The organism is Chryseobacterium paridis (assembly GCF_016595215.1).
Taxonomy (GTDB): domain Bacteria; phylum Bacteroidota; class Bacteroidia; order Flavobacteriales; family Weeksellaceae; genus Chryseobacterium; species Chryseobacterium paridis.
In genome coordinates, this window is record NZ_JAENHK010000010.1 from 2,301,224 (window position 1) to 2,320,260 (window position 19,037).

The 19,037-nt window shown below is 33.1% G+C and carries 25 protein-coding genes and 1 riboswitch; of the genes, 23 read left to right on the forward strand and 2 right to left on the reverse strand.

All coding sequences use genetic code 11. From position 1 onward, the window contains the following. Positions 1-124: 124 nt before the first annotated feature. The 8 genes from JHL15_RS19800 to arr all read left to right on the forward strand — a co-directional run bounded on the left by JHL15_RS19800 (position 125) and on the right by arr (position 6,055). Positions 125-982: a GLPGLI family protein gene (locus JHL15_RS19800; RefSeq protein WP_200248623.1), complete on the forward strand. Its 858-nt coding sequence runs from the start codon at positions 125-127 to the stop codon at positions 980-982. Positions 983-1,051: 69 nt separating this feature from the next. Then, complete coding sequence (locus JHL15_RS19805; protein WP_200248624.1) at positions 1,052-1,813, forward strand: hypothetical protein; 762 nt, start codon at positions 1,052-1,054, stop codon at positions 1,811-1,813. Positions 1,814-1,826: 13 nt separating this feature from the next. Continuing rightward, entirely contained in the window at positions 1,827-2,774 is a 948-nt protein-coding gene (locus JHL15_RS19810; RefSeq protein WP_200248626.1) for a Kelch repeat-containing protein, read from the forward strand. Then, positions 2,770-3,003, forward strand: a complete 234-nt coding sequence (locus JHL15_RS21385; RefSeq protein WP_394369212.1) for a T9SS type A sorting domain-containing protein — start codon at positions 2,770-2,772, stop codon at positions 3,001-3,003. The genes JHL15_RS19810 and JHL15_RS21385 overlap by 5 nt, the downstream gene beginning before the upstream one ends. Positions 3,004-3,008: 5 nt before the next feature. After that, positions 3,009-3,587, forward strand: a complete 579-nt coding sequence (locus JHL15_RS19820) for a hypothetical protein (RefSeq protein WP_200248627.1) — start codon at positions 3,009-3,011, stop codon at positions 3,585-3,587. A gap of 47 nt (positions 3,588-3,634) precedes the next feature. Next, complete coding sequence (locus tag JHL15_RS19825; RefSeq protein ID WP_200248630.1) at positions 3,635-4,363, forward strand: hypothetical protein; 729 nt, start codon at positions 3,635-3,637, stop codon at positions 4,361-4,363. A gap of 785 nt (positions 4,364-5,148) precedes the next feature. Further along, positions 5,149-5,604: a MarR family winged helix-turn-helix transcriptional regulator gene (locus JHL15_RS19830; RefSeq protein WP_200248632.1), complete on the forward strand. Its 456-nt coding sequence runs from the start codon at positions 5,149-5,151 to the stop codon at positions 5,602-5,604. Positions 5,605-5,620: 16 nt separating this feature from the next. Continuing rightward, on the forward strand, positions 5,621-6,055 hold the full coding sequence (arr, locus tag JHL15_RS19835; protein ID WP_200248634.1) for an NAD(+)--rifampin ADP-ribosyltransferase: 435 nt from the start codon (positions 5,621-5,623) through the stop codon (positions 6,053-6,055). Between the two features lie 27 nt (positions 6,056-6,082). Here the strand turns inward: arr and JHL15_RS19840 are convergent, their stop codons facing one another. Continuing rightward, complete coding sequence (locus JHL15_RS19840) at positions 6,083-6,490, reverse strand: winged helix-turn-helix transcriptional regulator (RefSeq protein ID WP_200248636.1); 408 nt, start codon at positions 6,488-6,490, stop codon at positions 6,083-6,085. Between the two features lie 89 nt (positions 6,491-6,579). Here JHL15_RS19840 and JHL15_RS19845 point away from each other — a divergent pair, with 89 nt between their 5' ends. From JHL15_RS19845 to ribB, 14 genes are all read left to right on the forward strand, one after another. After that, entirely contained in the window at positions 6,580-6,960 is a 381-nt protein-coding gene (locus JHL15_RS19845) for a nuclear transport factor 2 family protein (protein WP_200248638.1), read from the forward strand. Between the two features lie 131 nt (positions 6,961-7,091). Continuing rightward, on the forward strand, positions 7,092-7,469 hold the full coding sequence (locus tag JHL15_RS19850; RefSeq protein WP_200248640.1) for a VOC family protein: 378 nt from the start codon (positions 7,092-7,094) through the stop codon (positions 7,467-7,469). A gap of 35 nt (positions 7,470-7,504) precedes the next feature. Then, the gene (locus JHL15_RS19855) at positions 7,505-8,041 is read left to right on the forward strand and encodes a hypothetical protein (RefSeq protein ID WP_200248642.1); all 537 of its coding nucleotides are present in this window, start codon (positions 7,505-7,507) and stop codon (positions 8,039-8,041) included. A gap of 109 nt (positions 8,042-8,150) precedes the next feature. Then, entirely contained in the window at positions 8,151-8,732 is a 582-nt protein-coding gene (locus JHL15_RS19860) for a peroxiredoxin family protein (protein ID WP_200248644.1), read from the forward strand. A 13-nt stretch (positions 8,733-8,745) separates the two neighbouring features. Further along, positions 8,746-9,291: a dihydrofolate reductase family protein gene (locus JHL15_RS19865; RefSeq protein ID WP_200248646.1), complete on the forward strand. Its 546-nt coding sequence runs from the start codon at positions 8,746-8,748 to the stop codon at positions 9,289-9,291. A gap of 4 nt (positions 9,292-9,295) precedes the next feature. Then, on the forward strand, positions 9,296-9,655 hold the full coding sequence (locus tag JHL15_RS19870; protein ID WP_200248649.1) for a DUF2200 domain-containing protein: 360 nt from the start codon (positions 9,296-9,298) through the stop codon (positions 9,653-9,655). A gap of 131 nt (positions 9,656-9,786) precedes the next feature. Further along, positions 9,787-10,398 (forward strand): TetR/AcrR family transcriptional regulator, encoded by a 612-nt coding sequence (locus JHL15_RS19875; RefSeq protein ID WP_200248651.1) that lies wholly within the window; start codon positions 9,787-9,789, stop codon positions 10,396-10,398. A gap of 20 nt (positions 10,399-10,418) precedes the next feature. Next, positions 10,419-11,264, forward strand: coding sequence for a sialate O-acetylesterase (locus JHL15_RS19880; protein ID WP_200248652.1), 846 nt, complete (start codon positions 10,419-10,421; stop codon positions 11,262-11,264). A gap of 141 nt (positions 11,265-11,405) precedes the next feature. Beyond that, positions 11,406-11,909, forward strand: coding sequence for a DinB family protein (locus JHL15_RS19885; RefSeq protein ID WP_200248653.1), 504 nt, complete (start codon positions 11,406-11,408; stop codon positions 11,907-11,909). Between the two features lie 2 nt (positions 11,910-11,911). Continuing rightward, the gene (locus JHL15_RS19890; RefSeq protein WP_200248654.1) at positions 11,912-12,436 is read left to right on the forward strand and encodes a DinB family protein; all 525 of its coding nucleotides are present in this window, start codon (positions 11,912-11,914) and stop codon (positions 12,434-12,436) included. A gap of 39 nt (positions 12,437-12,475) precedes the next feature. Continuing rightward, a complete protein-coding gene (locus tag JHL15_RS19895) occupies positions 12,476-13,216 on the forward strand; it encodes a hypothetical protein (RefSeq protein WP_200248655.1) in 741 nt (246 codons plus the stop codon). 86 nt (positions 13,217-13,302) lie between these two features. Continuing rightward, on the forward strand, positions 13,303-14,082 hold the full coding sequence (locus JHL15_RS19900; RefSeq protein ID WP_200248656.1) for an alpha/beta fold hydrolase: 780 nt from the start codon (positions 13,303-13,305) through the stop codon (positions 14,080-14,082). Positions 14,083-14,228: 146 nt separating this feature from the next. Beyond that, on the forward strand, positions 14,229-14,693 hold the full coding sequence (locus JHL15_RS19905; RefSeq protein ID WP_200248657.1) for a DUF1772 domain-containing protein: 465 nt from the start codon (positions 14,229-14,231) through the stop codon (positions 14,691-14,693). A gap of 301 nt (positions 14,694-14,994) precedes the next feature. After that, a riboswitch (FMN riboswitch) is annotated at positions 14,995-15,120 on the forward strand. Positions 15,121-15,210: 90 nt separating this feature from the next. Continuing rightward, entirely contained in the window at positions 15,211-15,858 is a 648-nt protein-coding gene (gene ribB / locus JHL15_RS19910; RefSeq protein WP_200248659.1) for a 3,4-dihydroxy-2-butanone-4-phosphate synthase, read from the forward strand. 76 nt (positions 15,859-15,934) lie between these two features. Here the strand turns inward: ribB and JHL15_RS19915 are convergent, their stop codons facing one another. Next, positions 15,935-18,022, reverse strand: coding sequence for an outer membrane beta-barrel protein (locus JHL15_RS19915; protein WP_200248661.1), 2,088 nt, complete (start codon positions 18,020-18,022; stop codon positions 15,935-15,937). Between the two features lie 194 nt (positions 18,023-18,216). Here JHL15_RS19915 and JHL15_RS19920 point away from each other — a divergent pair, with 194 nt between their 5' ends. Beyond that, on the forward strand, positions 18,217-18,969 hold the full coding sequence (locus JHL15_RS19920) for a DUF3575 domain-containing protein (RefSeq protein WP_200248663.1): 753 nt from the start codon (positions 18,217-18,219) through the stop codon (positions 18,967-18,969). The last annotated feature ends 68 nt before the right edge of the window (positions 18,970-19,037 follow it).

Sequence of the window (19,037 nt, forward strand, 5' to 3'; positions counted from 1 at the left end):
ATATGTATACAATAAATCTCCTTATTCTTGTAAACCATTTTTTGTGCGTAATATCGTTGTAATTTATAAATTTGAGTATTAGCAGTAATTACAACAAAAGCACACGTAAAACAATCAACCAACAATGAGAAAACTCACCATCCTTTTAATTTTCATTTTCACTACTTCTTTATTATTTTCTCAAAATCAACGATTTACTTATGAATATTCTTTTAAAATGGATTCTTTACACAAAGAAAACGTGGAAAAAGAAATCATGAATCTTGACATTACCAAAGAAGGCTCCAACTTCTACAGTGCTTTGCTCATTACCAGAGATTCCCTTTTTAAAGCAGAAATTGAAAAAGGAAAAGCTTCAAAATCTATGGTCTTTGATATGAGAAAAATTAAACAGGCAAAAGTTAATTTTCGGGTTTCTAAAAACTACCCCACTTTAGAAACGATTTATCATACTTCTATCAATGCCGACAACATCGCTATAAAAGAAAATAATAAAATCAACTGGACTATTTTTCCTGAAACAAAAAATATAGAGGGTTTTAAAGTTCAAAAAGCAACCACGACATTTGGGGGAAGAAATTGGATTGCATGGTTCACGAATGACATTCAAATACAGGATGGGCCTTATAAATTTTGTGGTCTTCCTGGCTTAATTTTAAATATTGGAGACGATAAAGGAGATCATATTTTCAATCTGGTTGGAAGCAAAAAACTCAATTACGAGCCTTTAATGATAAATTCAAGCAGGAAAGAAATTTTTCTGACCAATGAAAAATTCAATAAACTCTGGAACGAATTTAAAAAAGATCCTGCAAAGAATATAAAAACTATGCACAGTTCTTCAGAAATGTCAGAAACATTATTTTCCGATGCCAATGGAAGTCCGCTAACAAAACAAGATCTCATTAGAGGAAAAGAACAAAGGGCACAAGAGAGTTTTAAGAAAAATAATAATTTTATTGAAAGAGAATTATACAAATAAAAATTTCGGTACAAGACTATTTCAATATTGACCAGCCATACTTAATATATTTACGCTTACACTAGACTTATGAAATTCAAGTTTTTATTTCTGTTGATATTAATATCTGTAAAATTTTTTGCAACCGGCCAGCAATCTAATTTTATCACAATAGACGGGAAAAAGTATAAACTACTGAATGATCCTTTAGAAAGATATTTTGAGAAACATCCAGAAGATCATCCTGTTTATGGAGAAAAGTTTGTAAGAAAGAATGAAAACGGAGATGAAACATTTTTAATGACTACCTCAAACCATCGTGGGTATATTGCCTATTTTGAAATAATAGATAATGAATTATTTCTGGTTGATCTTACAATAACAGACCCTGACAGTGATTCAGACAAACAAATTTCAATGTTCAATAAAATTTTCCCTAATAAAAAAGCTAAATTGAACTATTCGGGAATTCTTACTGTACCGAATGGAGATTTTATTGATTCTGATAATTTTGGTTTTTCAAGCTACTATTCAAGTTATCTAATTCTTACTTTAAGTAATGATATTTTAACCAAAAGCAAAGAGTTACAAAACGAGGATTACATAAAGTTTAAAATAAATCAGTTCAAAGCATTTCAAAAAACCGAGGAATATAGAATTGAATATAAAAACTATCTCAAGCGTCACAAAGAAGACAAAGAATGGGATCTATCCCATGAAAACACAAAAGAATTATCAAAAGAGGAAATTAGGCAAATAAAGAAACAGTATGCAAAAGAACCTTCAAAGGATGAGATAGATGGTTTCTTATTTATGATGTCAAATTTGGAAAAAATATATGTTGATTATTAACTAACTTCAGGACATGAAAACAAAATTATTACTTCTTTCTTTTTTTGGCTCATTGCTAGCGCATGCACAAATGCTCAATTTTAAAAATCTCAGGAATATGTCCGTTGGCAGAGGTGCTATAACCAGTGTAATCGTGAATGATAATATTTACGTAAGCAACGGTTATCAGGAAAAAGCAAGTGATGCAAAATATGTTGAGAAATACAATATTGCTGATAACAGTTGGAGCGTTCTCAACTCTACTCTGCTTCCGAAAAGATTTGCTAATTCAGAGACTTATGATAATAAAATTTATATTTTTAACGGTTGGGGAAATAGCCATCTTGAAATTGTAGACCTTGCAACCAATACTGTAACAAAGGGAGCTACCAATCGTTCCTATACAGGAAATTCAGGTTCTGCAATCTATAATGACAAGATATATGTGTTTGGCGGCAGCGGGCTCAAAGGAGCTGCAAAAACTACATTCTCTAATAAATTCCAGTATTATGATATTGCTACAAATACATGGAATCCATTACCCAACATGCCCACCGCCAGAGAAACAAAGGGTAAAATTGTTAATGATAAGCTATATGTAATTGGTGGTTTTAATGGGACTCCATCCCGTCTGATCAATGTTTATGACCTCAAGACTAATCTTTGGATCGATCAATATACAATGCCTGTTGGTATATCCGGACACTCATTAGCGGTATCCGGGGATAAAATTTTTATTGTAGGGGGGTATAATTTTCAAAATTTTATTGCCTATTTTGATACTACAACCAATAAATTCCATCAGTTATCATCCAATATGATTCCCAGAAGACACTCTACAGCGGAAGTATATAACAACAAATTATACATCATTGGTGGAAGTACAACATCTCTAACCAGCTCAGCCATTAAAAGCATACAAGTAGCAGATATTAGCGAAAATATATTCTCTGGAAATGTAATCGCGGAAGATCAGTATTGAAAACAAAGCCTATGTCAATGCTAATAGAGATGGTTTTATAATCAGTAATAAAAATAATAGTAATCAATTTGAATACTCCATTCTCTCGATAGATGGAAAAGAAATCACTAAAGGTTTTACCAACTATAATAAAAATATAGATTTATCAAAGTTCCGAAAGGGAACTTACATTTTTCGTTTTAAAAATGAAAAAGGGGTTTTAGAAAGTGTTAAAATTGCGAGACAATAAAATAAATGAAAAGAATATACCTCATATTAATTTTATTACTTTTTATAGTAAGTTGCTCTAAAAGTAAAACAGAAGAAAAAGCAGAATTAAACAAGATAGTCAATTCTGTTTTAAAATATGAGTCCAAACGCAAGTCGTCAGTTGATAGTACATATTTAATTAATCCGAAACTTCAAGAATTAAAAGTCTATGTCCCCAGTCAAAAAGAAATTCTAGGAGAAGAACCTGGACCTCCACCATTTTTTAGTAGAAGTATAATCGAGTTACTTGATTTAAAACATAGCCAATCCGGAGAAAGAAAATCAGATTCATTAAACTTATCGAAGCAAAATCAATACATTTTCGATTCTTTAAAAGTTGATCAAACCATAAATCCAAACATCAAGTTAGCTAATAAAAAAGAACTTGATAGCCGTATAAAATCATATCAATTCTCCAATCCTGTATATTTTAATGAAAGATTCGTTTACATAGAATTAATTTATCATGAATCCGTTTTTGGAATCGGCTTTGGCTATCTTCTGGAAAAGCAAAAAGATGGAAATTGGATTGTAAAAAAAGTGGTAAATACGTTTATAACTTAAAGCTCCGATTATTATGAAGTTTTTAAAAGTCTTAAATATCATTTTTTATGATTTTAAAAACGGTTATACAAATCTTAAAAACTCACTTCTTACAAATGAAAATAAGTTTACAAATATTATTTTTTCTAATTTATAATGTGCTGTATTCGCAAAATACTATCCCTAAATTACTTGAACATATAAATAATAAAGCAAAATTTTATAAATCAAACGAAAAAAATTCCTGGGAAAGGGAGCCTATTTATATGGGAAACAACCAAGAGGAAGTCATTAATAAATTTGAAAATAATAGACTTATATCAATTGGAAATCATTCCGAAAATACATGTGATAAAGGTTATATAAAAAGAGAGAAGAATTCTTTTAAAAATGCATTTGAAGGTAATGTTAATATTTTCGTTGATACAAATCAAAAAATAAAATTTTCAAAAGTTGTTTATCATAAAAAGGGGTTAAATACCTTTGATTTTTTTTATGCCAATCCTGTAATTTTGACTAATAATGATTCACAGGATGTTCAAATTGGATATGGATACTATATTCCCTTAATAATGCAAGCACAAAATGAAAAAGGAGAGTGGAAAGATATCGAAAATTATTACTTTGCTGATTGTGGCACCTGCTTAAGTATGATTTATTTTAAACCTAATGAAATCACAATTACAACTTCAGTAATTTATGATGGTAATTATGAAACTAAATTACGATTAAGACTTGGTGAAAATAATTTTTCAAATGTATTTACTGGAAGAATAAATAGGCTACAATTAGAATAAATATCCCCTCCGCTGAAGTCTCTGACTTTGTATACATAATAAAAAACCTTCATAGAACACACTCCGAATTCATAAATACAAAAAACTGAAAAAGAAAAAATTAATACACAAACCATAATGTTCTATAGCATCAAATTGACAAATACAAAGCTAAAGTCCAGACTTCTCCTCAACCCCATTTTAGTTTTATTAATTCTCTTGTCTTGCAATTCACAGAGAAATTTAGAGGGAACCTATAGATCAAACAAAGCGGTGCTAGGCTTTTTCGTCACTACGGTCGAATTAAATAATAATGATAAGTTTAATTATGAATTTTCTGGGGATCTTCAGCACACAGAACTTTCTGGAATTTATAAAGTAATAGGTAATAGTCTATATTTAAAATTTAATAAAAACAAAAATGAAATAGAATCTACAAATGATTCATTAACAATATCCTATATACTATCCGGTAACTATCACAATTATGATTTAAAAAATGAAAGTGGTATCAATTACCATTTAAAGTACAAAATACAAGGAAATAGGCTATTTGCCTATAACGCTAAAACCGGTAATCTAATAAAAAAATCAAAAATATATACTAAGCAAAGAAGGTTCTTGTTTTTTGGTACAAAATGGAAAAATGAAAAAAGTTATCTTAAGAAAATTAAATAAAAATACCTTGAATACAACTTATATGATGCCAGTATTTAATAGTAAAACCCATTCTACAGAAACAGAATGGGTTTTTATTCAATAAAATATTTTATCTTTGTTGCTAAGATATTTATCAACTAAGTATTATGGAAATCACTGAAGATGTCATTAAACTGAGAAAACTAAGTCAACAATTTGCTTATACTTCCATTCAGATGCATGAAAGCATTGGCAGAAAAATAGGACTGAGCGGAACGGATCATAAATATTTAGGCTTTCTCCTGCAAAAAGGATCAATGACGGCTGGTGAGCTTTCTATTATCACAGGCCTTACCACAGGAGCTGTAACAGGCTTGATCGACAGGTTTGAAGCAAAAAAGCTCGTAAGCCGACAAGCAGATAAGAATGACAGACGAAAAATAATTATCGTTCCCGATAATGCCAGGATAGCCCAATTAATTATTCCTTATTATCAAGACTTTCAAGATAATACAGATCATCTATTTGCTTCTTTTTCAAACGAAGAATTAAAAACATTAGAAAAGTATTTCCGAAATGCTATGGAAATCATGAACGCCAAAATCGAAAAAACCAACCAATAGCCTTAAAAATATTACAATGGAAAATAATAAAAATGAACGTACTGGTGACATTTTGGATAACGGACCATTTTATCATGGGACAAAAGCAGATTTACAAATCGGAGACCTGTTAACCGCAGGTTTTGGATCTAATTATTATCCAGAAATAATCATGAATCATATCTACTTTACCGCTCTAAAAAATGGTGCCGGACTTGCTGCTGCATTAGCTCAAGGAGAAGGCAATGAGAGGATATACATCGTTGAGCCTACCGGAGATTATGAAAATGACCCTAATGTAACCGACAAAAAGTTTCCCGGAAACCCTACCCGATCTTATCGCAGTAAAGAACCTCTAAAAATCGTTGGTGAAGTCACAGAATGGATCAAATTAACCGATGACGAAATTCAAAGATGGAAAGAGAATCTGAAAAAGATACGAGAGAATCCTAATGCTGAAATTATAAATTAATATTGGATTTCTGTCTATATAGAGCAGCTATTTGATTTTCGACTTTAACAGCTGATTCAGCTCCTGAATGACAGCAGCTTTGTCTTTCTTTATCTTTGTTCCCAACTCTTTTCGCGGACAGTTGGCATTATATTTTGCTCCCCAATCCATCATTTCAATAACAATGGGTAAAAGATCAGCACCTTTCTCTGTTAGACTGTATATAAACTTGGACTTGTTAAGTGGCGATACTTCTTTAATCAAAATTTTCTCAGCCTCCAGGATACCAAGCCTGTTGACCAGGATATTGGATGCAATACGTTCTTCTGAATGTAGAAATTCACTGTAGGACATTTTGCCTCTCAGCATAATATCTCTGATTATTAAAAGGGTCCATTTGTCTCCGAATATATCTAGAGAACAGCTGATTGGGCAATCTGATCTTTGTTTATCCATAAGAAATAAGTTATTGCAAAACGCAATAACTTTTATATATTTGTTGTTGCAATATGCAACAACAAATATAACCACAAAATTTTAATAAAATGAATGATCAAACAACTACAAGACAACTTCTTGAAACCTACTACAAAGGATTTGCTGAAAAAGCAAATTGGGAAAGTACAATAGCCGATGACTTTGAATACATTGGCGGTGATATGAACAACACATCTCCTGTTGTTGGAAAACAAGCTTATATTGAAATTATAAAACGATTTTCTCAACGCTTTGAGACGATGAAAGTGAGCCAAATGATCGTTGAAGAAGATAAAGCAAGTGTTATTGGAAATTACGATTTCCAATTCCCGAATGGTTTTAAAATTAATGGTAATGTTTCTGAAAACTGGACCGTAAAAAATGGTAAGTTGCAATCATTAACACTGTATTTTGATACGCTCACTTTTATGAACAATTTAAAACCATAATTCCTGTATAACCTACCTAATAAATTCAATCCAAATAAAATTAGAAGACTACATCTATAGTTTATCTAGTCTGAACCGTTCTCATTTTCAGAACGGTTTTTTGTTATCTTTACGATTATTAAAATGAATCAATGAACGTAAAATTTGACACCTTAATACTCTATGTTCAAAATATTGAATTAGCTAAACAATTCTACACCGAAAATTTTAATTTAACGGTCATTGAAGAAGATCCTATTTGGGTATTGCTAAATGCAGGAACAGTTCATATTGGCTTTCATAAAATTGGAGATCAATATCTCAAAGAAATGGATGCAGGTCACCAGTTTGATAACAACACCAAAATAGTTTTTGAAATAGATGCAGATATCGAATGGGCAAGGAATGAACTTCTTTCAAAAAACGTTCAGATGAGAGAAATCAAAACATTTGCAAACTATGATTTTTGGTTGTGTGACGGAACAGATCCTGAGGGAAATGTATTTCAATTGAAGAGTAAAAAACAATAGCGATTAAAAAAACTTTACCATAAAACTCGCATAAAATGAAAACAACAATTGCGATAAGCTGTATAATCCTGATGTTAGTTTTCTTTAACTATCCTGCTTTCGACAGCGAAGGAATATCCTATCTCATTATTTTTTCTTGTTTCGTTGTTCTTTGCTTTTCTAGTGCTAAACTATATACTTCCAATGATAAGGAGGATTATGATTCCGTTGAGAAAAAAGGTAATCAATTAGAAAAGTTTGACGGAGATTTTCAATATACAAGTAATGGATTTTACAATAAACAAAAAAAGCCATTGGAACTTATCAAATGGGATGAAATTGTTTCTGTCCATGCGTTCAGTATTCCTGTGTTAGGTGATGACAAACAATCCGGTCTGGAAATAATTACCGACAAAGGTCATTACGAATTCGACAGAGACGCACCTGGAATTGAAAAATTAACAAATCAACTTTATGACCACCTTCCAGATTGGAACTTAAATGCTCCGACTATAAGAGTTAATAATTATGGGCTCGAAAAAACGAAACTATACGAAAGAAATGATGTTGAAAGGGGCGAAACCGAAGGATAAGCAATAACAGCTTCTCAATTATAAACAAGAAAGCCGATGATTTCAAAAGTCATCGGCTTTTTTCATGTATATTTGAAAACGTCAGTGAATCATTACAAACCAAGCCACCATGAAATATATAGTAATACTATTAGTCATCTTGTCACAAATCTCCTGCGAAAGCAAAGAGGAAAAGAAACAAAGGATCTTTAAGGAATTCGAGAAAGAAGCTAAAGCCATAAGAAAAAATCAGATTGATTTATTTGTGAATGCCAAGCCTAAATATTTTTCAGCTAAAACAATCAATGGTTCTGTTTTCAACTCTCAGGATTATAAAGGCAAAAATCTTGTCATTTTCATTTATGATAAAGCTTATCTGAAAAAAAGTGATTCTTACAATATGGCTGAGGAATTCAATGCATTGTACACCGAATTTAAAAATGAAGCCCATTTCATTGGGATTGTAGAAGGATTTGTAGAAAATGATAAAGCACTAAAGGACTATCTGAGTCATTCAACCGTTCTGTTTGATCAAATTGATAATACCAAATCTTATAACAAATCAGAAAAATTAAATTATAATATATTTTGCAGCCCTGCAAAAATCCTCATCGACATCAATGGAAAGGTCATTCATTCTTCTTGCGGCGGTGGTAACAATATGATAATCGGACAAAAACTTGACAGTATAAAATCTGCCACCAACAAATAAAATATTTTTAATAATGAAAAAAGTAATATTAGATTTAGCAACTACTCTGGACGGATTTATTGAAGGCCCCAATGGGGAAATCGATTGGTGTATTATGGATGATGATATGGATTTTGATGGTTTCCTGTCAAATATTGATACCATTTTTTACGGAAGAGTAAGCTATGACGCATGGGGAAATTATCAGCCTGATGACAATGCAACTCCAGAAGAACAAAACCTTTGGAAAGCTGTTCATTCAAAAAATAAGTTTGTATTTTCAAGTCAAAACAGAGAAGATGAAAACGCTGTTTTTATTAATACAGACTTGCCTACAAAAGTTTCAGAAATAAAAAATCAGGAAGGAAAAGATATTTGGTTATATGGCGGAGCAAGTCTTATTAAAACTTTTATTCAGCATAATTTGATTGATGTGTATCGAGTATCTGTTCATCCAATTGCTTTAGGAGATGGAAAGCCCTTATTTGAAGATTTGAAAGAAAGACTACCATTAAAACTCATAAAGACCAATGTTTTCAAATCAGGAGTAGTACAGCTTATTTATGAACCCGTAAAATAAAAATATGCAAAACACAAATTACGAAAGGGTTTACAATATGTCGTTCGCCGGGGTTTATCCTCATTATATTACCAAAGTAGAAAAGAAAGGGCGTACAAAAGATGAAGTCCATGAAATTATTTTTTGGTTGACGGGTTATGCTGAAAAAGATCTTCAGGAAATACTGAATAATAAAACCAATTTTAGAAATTTCTTTGAACAGGCTCCTCAGATAAATCCTAATGTTTCCTTGATAAAAGGAGTCATTTGCGGATATCGCGTGGAAGAAATTGAAGATGAATTGATGAGAAATATTCGTTATCTTGATAAATTGATTGATGAACTCGCCAAGAGAAAGTCTATGGATCAAATTCTCAGAAAATAATCACCCTCCTATTTTCAACTTCTTTTTATTTCCAGCACAAAAATTTTAGTACCAGTTTTAAATAATATATATTTGCATTTATAATTAAATGAATATTCATTTAATTATAAATGACTCATAATAAAGTATATATGCGTAACCGAGATCTCAACAAAGAAAATATAATAAAGCAAAAGGCTATTGAAATCATTGTAAAAGATGGATTAGATGGTTTTACGATCAGCAAATTAGCGAAGGCCTGCAATGTTTCTGTAGGTACACCTTACGTATATTATAAAGATAAAGATGACCTCATTATCAAACTTGTTATCGAAGAAGGAAATAGAATGGAAACCCTCATCAATGAAGGATTCGATCCAAAATCCAGTCTGGAAGAAGGGTTGCGCGTACAATGGACAAACAGATACAACTATGCTATTAAAAACCCTTTGCTCCTACCCTTCTTTGAGCAGATTAATAACTCTCATTACAGTCAACAATTTGCTCAAATGTTTAATGAGAAACCGGGAATGTTTATGAGTGAATTTAAAAATAACCTTTTGAACTTTATTTCAAATACAATACAGAGGGGAGAGATTGATGATACCCCATTTGAAATTTACTGGTCAATTGCATTCGCTCCTCTGTATAATTTACTACGTTTTCATCAACAGGGAAAAAGTATCAGCGGATTACCTTTTGCCCTCACAGATGAAATGGTATGGACAACCTTCCATAAAGTGTGTAAAGCTTTAAAAAAATAATTAAATCAAATAATAATACAATGACACATTCATTTTTAATGATAGGTCAGTCTAATATGGCCGGACGTGGATTCTTAAAAGATGTCCCTCCAATCCTTGACGAAAAAATTAAAATGCTAAGAAACGGGAGATGGCAAATGATGGCAGAACCTATTAATTTTGACAGACCCACTTCAGGAATCAGCCTGGCAGCAACATTTGCTTCATCGTGGCGGTTATTCCATAATCAGGAAGATGATATCGGATTGATTCCATGTGCTGATGGCGGAACAAGCCTGGATGACTGGTCGGTAGAGGGAGCATTATTTCAAAATGCTATTTTTCAAGCTAAAGCAGCACAAAAAATCAGCACATTAAGTGGCATTCTTTGGCATCAGGGGGAAAGCGACAGTAATGGACAAAAACATCGTCTGTATATACAAAAGCTCAACCACATCATTCAAACATTAAGACAAGAACTGAACACACCCGATATTCCATTAATCATCGGAGGACTGGGTAGTTTTTTACAAGATGGAATCTATGGGCAATATTTTAATGAACATAAAGAAGTAGATACAGCATTACAAGAGTTTGCAAAAGATAATGAACATTGCTTTTTTGTTTCTACTGAGGGATTGACTGCTAATCCTGACAATATTCACTTTGATGCTGTTTCACAAAGAAAATTCGGGATCAGATATTTTAGAGCGTTCGAACAAAAAACAGATATCTTAGGAGCATTAGCCGATGAAGACCACATTGTAGAAATCATCAATAACCGTCCATTAACGAAAAATGAGAAAAATGAAATGCTTCAATATCAGTTGGCAATGGGAATAATAACGACAGAAGAATTTCAAACCCAATTAGCGATCATCCATTGATCAGAACTTTTTCTTTATCTGATATAGTAAAACCGGTCTTTTTTTAGTCCGGTTTTTATTTTGTAAAATCGAATGGGTATTTTACTTATTTTTATCCTGTTATAATTATTATAATACATTAAAAAAACAAAATTGATCATTATGAGCTTAAAAACATTGACCACGAAAAGCGTTCAATACAATAACTGGGTAGTTAATAAATATATTGACTGGCTTTCGACTAAATCCGATGAACAACTTAATCAGGAAGTAATATCCAGCTTTCCAACCATCTTAAAAACATTGCATCACATCTGGCAAACACAGGAATATTGGTGGAGCCATATTAACGAAAATAATGAATTTGATTTTGCTAAAACCTCAGCAGTAAATTCAAAGGAGGAGATTTTTGATGCGATAAAAACGAACTCTAAAAAATTAGTAGACTACGTAGAAAGCCTTTCTGAAGAAGATTTAGCAAAAAATGTAAAAATCGAATCTCAATGGTTCCAGTGCGATTTTTCAAAATATGAATATATTCAACACGCCATTATACACGGAACGTATCATAGAGGACAAATTGTGACCATGGGAAGAAATGTCGGGATTACTGATGCACCGATGACTGATTACAATTTCTGGAATATTTACAAAGACCAACAATAACTATGTTATTCAATTTAAATAAAGCAATAGAAATCCTTGAACGTACACCAGATACTTTAACATCTATGCTGGATGGTCTGAGTGACGAATGGATAAATAATAATGAAGGAGAAGAAACCTGGAGCCCTTTCGATGTAATTGGCCATCTGATCCACGGAGAAAAAACAGATTGGCTGGTACGCACAGAACTCATCCTTTCCGATAAAACAGATAAAAAATTTCCGGAGTTTGACAGATTTGCACAGTTTGAAGAAAGCAAAGGAAAAACCCTGTCCCAAATGTTAAACGAATTTAAAATTCTGAGAAAAAACAACCTGGAAGTTTTACAGTCTAAAAATATAACAGTAGAAGATCTAAACAAAACAGGAGTTCATCCTACGTTTGGTGATGTCACCCTGAAACAACATTTATCTACCTGGGTGGCTCATGATTTAGGGCATATTGCTCAAATTTCCAGGATCATGGCTAAGCAATACAGGGACGATGTAGGACCATGGAGAGCTTTTCTTCCTATATTAGATCGGTAAAATCAATACTACTTCTTTATAATATAAACTCTATATGCTATGCAGATCATGAAATATCTAATCGTTTTGTTGTACATTTCTTTTACAGTTATTTCATGTGAAAAATCTGCTTCTTCGAAGATCACAGATATTTCTGAAATAAAAGCACAAATAGAAATATATCAGAGTTTATCAGATAAAAATGACAATTCAGTTTCCGTTATTTTATATGACAATAAGAATAAAGAAATTGTGAATAGATCCATCAACATATTTGTGAATGGGAATAAAACTGATTATAAGGTCATACAGAGTTTATATTATAGCAAACATTATTATTACCGTATAGAACATATACCTCCGGCAAATGATAGTTATGAACTGGAAATTCAATTACCCAATGGTAAAAAATTCACGTTGGGAAAGGGATCAGCTCTCGCGATAAGTAGTTCTGATAAAATTATTTATAATAAAACAGCACCTCTGAATAAAGATTATGCTATTCAATGGTCGGATCTTTACGATGTCAATCAGTTGAGCATCACCAAAAGTGTTCAAGTAGAAAATACACAGGATCCTACCATTACAATGCTTGTTGATGAACCAAATGATACAATCAGGATCGCCACCAATGGAAACTATGTAATCAAAAAAGAAAAACTGGCCCAACCTAATGGAAAATTAAGAATGTTGATTTTAAAGTTTGTGGCTAAAAAAGTAGGAAATCTTAATCCTCATCTCCTTAAGGGAAGCACTTTTATCATCAATGGCAATCACCAGAAACAGGTTGATTTCAAATAAAAATAGCTATAATTATAGATCCATACCATGAATTTCATTATTCATTTTTGTAAATTGGTCAATAACAAATCACAATTTATCATGTTATGGAAAAATATGCAGTATCGTCGGACGGTCAGAAAATTCATTACAGAGAATCAAGTAAAGGAAACATTTCAATTATTTTTGTTCACGGATGGCTGGGCAATGTAGATTGGTGGACTGACCAGGTTGATTATCTGAAAAATCAATTCAATATCATACAAATGGATCTGGCCGGGCACGGAAAATCCGATAAATCCAGGCAAAACTGGACTAGTGATCAATACGCTGAAGACATAAAAGCGGTAGCTGACCAGATCCAATCACAGGAAATTATACTTGTAGGGCATTCTATGTCGGGAGCATATGTATTGGAAGCTGCTTTGAAAATTCCAACATTAAAAGGCATCATTTTAATTGATACTATTAAAGATCTTGATGAACAATATACAGAAGAAGTGGTTGAGGAATTTTTATTCGTCAATTACCGAAATGATTTCAGGAATGCCGTAGAAAATATTCTCCCAGAATATCTTTTTGTAGAATCAACACCAGCCCCTGTAAAGGAAAGGGTACAGCATGAGTTTCTTCAAAATACGGGAGAAGTGGCAATTGAATTGCTCAAACCTTTATACAAAACAGATTTTAGAAAAGCTGCAGCACAGATCAAGGTACCTGTCCGAGCTATCAATTCTGATGCACAGCCTACTAACATTGATGCGAACCGTAAGTATTTAAAAGATTTTGATTACGTAACAATAGAAGGTGTTGGCCACTACCCTATGCTGGAAAAACCAACTGAATTTAATCTGATTCTTGAAAATGTCATAAAACAGCTAATGTAAATTTTAATCTTTATATCCGAAAGAACTAAAACCCGCTCTTATTGTAAGAGCGGGTTTTATTTTTTAAATCATTTTTCAAAAACGACCGATTTATACAATTTTAAATTCCCTGTATAAAATAATTTTGTGTCATAATACAATTCATTATGAGACCGCTTATTTTATTTATTTACATTATTATCGGAAGTGGGTTATTATTTGTCAACATTTATAATTCTCTTGTTGATGCTCCAAATTGGGGAAGAAATATTCCGGAATCCCTTGAAAATGCAAGAAATTATTTTCAGCAAAAAACACCGGGAGATTTTTTTAAAATTGTAGGAACTTCTTATCACCTCATCGGGCTGATTACCATCATTCTGTTATGGAATTCATATCCGCAGGTCAGAGGATATATGATTCCTGCTTTTGTACTTTTTATACTCGCTGATGTATTAACGATTACGTATTTCTTTCCGAGAAACGATATCCTTTTCGGCCAGAAACCTATTGATCTCAATTTTGCAATACAAACATGGAAAGAATGGAGCCGGATGAATTGGGTACGTTCATTACTACTGTTGACAGGCGTTATACTTTCTTGTATTGCCTTACACAAAACTTACAATTAATTTATGGATAAAATAACAAATGTTTTTCACCGTCACTTCGAGTAGACTTTTGAAAAAAGGCATATCGAGAAGCTTTCCTCACAGGTTCTCGATACAAAATCATTTTCCATTCAAATTACAAATGATTTCACTCGAACTTACAACCTTTTCCCTTTAATGTGTAACATTCGTACCCAATTGAAAATTTCAATAAAAACCTTTTCGCCATTTCAAAAAACTTCCCGAAATTAGCAGCCTGTGCGTTAAATATCAATTAATGAACTAAAACAATTAAACAAGACATACAGTAAAACTTAGCATAAGTTTTCTTCGGGGCAGGGTGCAATTCCCTACCGGCGGTTATAGTCCGCGACTCCTTTTTCATTAAAGGACTGATTTGGTGAAATTCCAAAACCGACAGTTAAAGTCTGGATGGGAGAAGAAAATGAAACAATCAATAAGGTCATCTTATGGACTTATTGAATTGTATTTCATTTCCATGTACCGAAGTGTATTTTAACTTTTAAAGTAAAATAACATGGAAAAATTATTAGAAAAATTCGGAGTTACCTCCAGAGAGCGTGTAGAAAATGCACTTTTAAAATTACAACAAGGCAAAGGCATCCTTTTAGTGGATGATGAAAATCGCGAAAATGAAGGCGATATTATCTTTCCCGCCTCCACCATTACAGAACAGGATATGGCACTTTTGATCCGCGAATGCAGCGGTATTGTTTGCTTATGTATTTCTGAAGAAAAAAGCAAACAGCTCAATCTTCGTCCTATGGTGGAGACGAATAATAGTAAGAATCAGACAGCCTTTACCATTTCTATTGAAGCAAAAGAAGGTGTTGAATCCGGTGTTTCAGCGAAAGACCGCGTAACAACGATCAGAACAGCCGTTGCACAAAATGCTTTAGCCGATCATATTGCAAGTCCGGGACATGTTTTCCCTCTTATTGCTAAAAAAGACGGTGTTTTTGCAAGAAGGGGTCACACCGAAGGAAGTGTAGATCTGGTAAAAATGGCCAATCTGGGTGATGATGCGGTTCTTTGTGAATTGACCAATGAAGACGGTTCCATGGCAAGGCTTCCCGAAATCGTAGATTTTGCTACAAAAAAAGGGATGAGTGTTGTTACCATTGAAGATATTCATGCGTACCGTAAAATGATCAGTCAGAACTAAAATAGAACAATTTAACGCACAGAAAACAGCTCCGGATATTAATCTGGAGCTGTTTTTATTGTACATAAAATGATGATTAAAAAGTAGCTGCCGGAGCAGTTGAATTGTTGAGCTTTTTCTCCAGATCCGTTTTCTTTCCTTTTGAGAAGTCATAACTGAAACCTAGAACAAACATCGACTTATTATTCATAATCTGGCTGTTTCGTGAATAGTTGACTACACTTTCAGGAAGACTTTTTGTCTTGTATTCTGAAGGCATTCCTATCCAATACAATCCTGTAGAGAATGTCCAGTCTTTATGTTTATAATTGACGAAAACATGATTCGCATTCTCATTGGTATTGAGAAATGCACCACTAAGCAAATACACAGGAATATTGACCTGATATTGTAGTGAGAATGATTTGTACACCGAAGATAATTCCAGATTATTGGCGATATAATTATTCTTGATCAATGCTCCCTTGCTCGTTCTTACGGTTTCAGATGAAGGAGCGACCATAGCTTTGATCACAAGAAGATTATTCCCAAAAGGTTTATAGGAACCGGTAAGCTGTAGTCCATATTGTTTCGAACTTTTTGCATTTTCGTAGGTAAGGGCATACCCTCCAAAAGTATCATCCATCACATAAAACTGGTTGATCGTACGTCGGGTATCTGAATAAAATAAATTAGCATTAAAATCAAAATACTTATTGTTCAGTGAATAGATCAGGTTATTTCCCCATGTCAATTGTGACTTAAGAAATGGATTTCCTTTCTGCACAATGTTCGGTGCCATCTGAACCACATTACTACTTAATGCAGCACTCCACGGACTCTTTGGTTTATAGCTGCTTGTAAAACGAAGACTCTGATTTCCTTTCAGCTGATATCCTAAAATAACTTTCGGGGTAATAGACCATTCATCAAAAGTGGTTTCAGCACTTTTATTATGAATATTGGTAAGGCCTGCACCAACACGGTAGGTAAACTTTTCAATTTTACCGGAAAATTCTGTGTAGAAGTATTGCTCTAAGTAATTCACTTTGTACTGTGAAAACCCTGCAAGGTTTTGGAGATCATTGGAGATAGAGGTATTTGAGATACGATACCCTGAAGAAAGTTTTCCACCTTCAAAATCATGAGCATGGGCAATCTCTCCAACAAAACCCGTCTGTTTAGCTGTAAGATTCATATCATTATCAAAAACTGAATTCCCTGAAGAGGTGATCCATTCTTTTGTAAATTCTGAAGTATCTGTGGTAAAATGAGAACCCACGACATTCAAACTTAATTCATCTTTTTTACTCAGTTTTTTTGAAAAGTAAAGATCTAGTGTTGGTGTTACATAATCCGTCCCTCCCCTTTTCATCATGGTATGCCCTTCTGTAACATCATCTTTCGTGAAAGTACTTTCTCCCTTGCCATTCACGAAAGTATGAAGGATATCCATATTCAGTTTTGCCTGAAATGAATAATTGTCAGGCACCATACGGGTATACCTTAAAGCAATATTTTGAGACGTATATCCAAAATGATCCTTCTTATTTTCATCGGAAAGATAATGTGAATTGTCAAGCTGATAATCATAGATACTGCGTACTCTCCTGTTGTCATAATCTCTTAAATTCATAGAATATTCCAAACCGAAATTATTTTTGCCTTTTGTAAAGTTGGCATATGCTGATCCATTTACGAATCCTGTATTTAATGCCGTCATTACATCGGTTCCAAAAACATATCCTGTCTCGGTAGACCGGGTAATCACATTAATAACCGTATCCGCTCTTGTTGCCCACCTTGCGGGTGGAATATCATAGTATTCAACTTTTACTACTTCACTTGGGGCTATACTCCGGATCTGCATATCCGTAGCTTCAATTCCATTAATAAGAAATAAAGAAGTTCCTCCTTTCGTACTTTTCAAGGTATTCGAAACAGGATCCAACTGTAATTCCGGTAATGTCTTCAATAGATCTTTTGCATAACGGGCTTTTTCTAACGCTGCTTTATCAAAAGTATATACTGCTTTGTCTGCAAACTGTTTTTTACGTTGAGATTTTATAATCACCTCCTGGATTTCTGCCGTCTTTGTTTTATCAATAGTATCGCTTTTGATGCTTTCCTGCGAAAACACAAAAACTCCACAAAGAAAAAGGGCGGCACATACTGTTTTTTTCATGTCAGAAATTGAATAATATAAAATAGGACAAGCAGAATCTGATATGTATTACATGGTATACGGATTCAAGTCATCAATAAATTCCTAACTAACTTTATGTAAATAGTTTATTTTTCATTTAAATATTCATTTCTATACACTATTGCCCATTTTTTGCTGCAATCATTATAAACTTCATTATTAAATTTAGAATCATGAAAAAATATCTCCTGCTTATCCTCCCTTTTCTTTTTTCGAAAGTCTGTTCACAGGAGGTCACTCCTGTTTCTGCAGAAAAAATGAATATTATTAAAACCAATGTCACAGCATATGCATTCAGGAACATTAATTTATCATATGAAAGAGCCTTCAATCAATGGTTCTCTGTGAATGTAGGATTTGGAACAATGCCTGAAGGAAAAGTTCCGTTCATTAATGCATTTTTAAAAGATAAAGATGAAGAGCGGTTTCAGAATTTAAGAGTTAAAGCAACTAATTTTACAGTAGAACCTCGTTTCTACCTGGGAGCAGGATACGGAAAAGGCTTTTACGTGGCACCGTATTACAGATATTCAAAAGTAAGTTCTAATACTTTTGATTTCTATTATGATTTTAAACCCACCAATGGAGTTACTTATCAGATTCCATTAAAAGGATCAGGAGACACCAATGGTAATAGTGGTGGTTTAATGGTCGGGGTACAATTCTTTCTCACTAAAAGCCAAAACCTTGTTTTAGATTTCTGGATTGCCGGCGCACATTATGGCAGTGGAAAAGGTGACTTTACACTGACAAGTGATTATCTACTAACTCCCGAAATGCAGCAACAGTTAAAAAAAGAGATTGAAAACCTGGATATCCCTTTCGTAAAATATACAGTAGAAACCAATGCGAATGGAGCCAGAGTAAAAGTAGATGGACCTTGGGCGGGTTTTAGAAGTGGCTTGTCTATAGGGTATAGATTTTAAACCCAACAAGAAAATGATTCATAAAAGACCATTCATCATGTATAGAATGGTTTTTTTATATCTTTAAC